The organism is Ochrobactrum sp. C6C9, from assembly GCF_022627935.1.
Classification (GTDB): Bacteria; Pseudomonadota; Alphaproteobacteria; order Rhizobiales; family Rhizobiaceae; genus Brucella; species Brucella teleogrylli.
Genome location: NZ_JABXGB010000113.1, coordinates 1 through 379, shown reverse-complemented (window position 1 = coordinate 379; position 379 = coordinate 1). Strand labels below are relative to the sequence as shown.

The window sequence follows — 379 nt, the reverse complement described above, 5'->3', positions numbered from 1 at the left end:
TCAGTATACAGGTTCGGCTGGCAAGATAACGAACTGCCAGATCGGTGTATTCGCCGCCTATGTGTCCGTTCGCGGTCGTCTGGGCGCTGGCGCTTAAGGGAAGGCCTGCAAACATGCACCAGACTTCGAACCACGATGAACTATATGACGAGAACGGACTGCCGAAATGAGTAGCTCGTCGTCAGGTTCGATTGAAAAACGCACCGAGACTTTAGATACAATCGCCGCCGTTTTGCCGATGAACCGGCGCGACATGCTAGCCGAGGTTCTGACTGATGAGGACGTCGAGACACTGCGCCATTTGGTCAATGAAGGCATGGGTGAAAACACGCTGCGCGCGCTGACCTCGGATCTGGCCTATCTTGAAGCCTGGTCGATG

Annotated in this window: 1 pseudogene; it reads left to right on the top strand. The window is 54.9% G+C overall.

Going from position 1 to position 379, the window contains the following annotated elements:
• Positions 1-166 precede the first annotated feature (166 nt).
• Positions 167-379 (top strand): annotated as a pseudogene (locus tag HWD97_RS24295) (integrase); the annotation flags it as partial.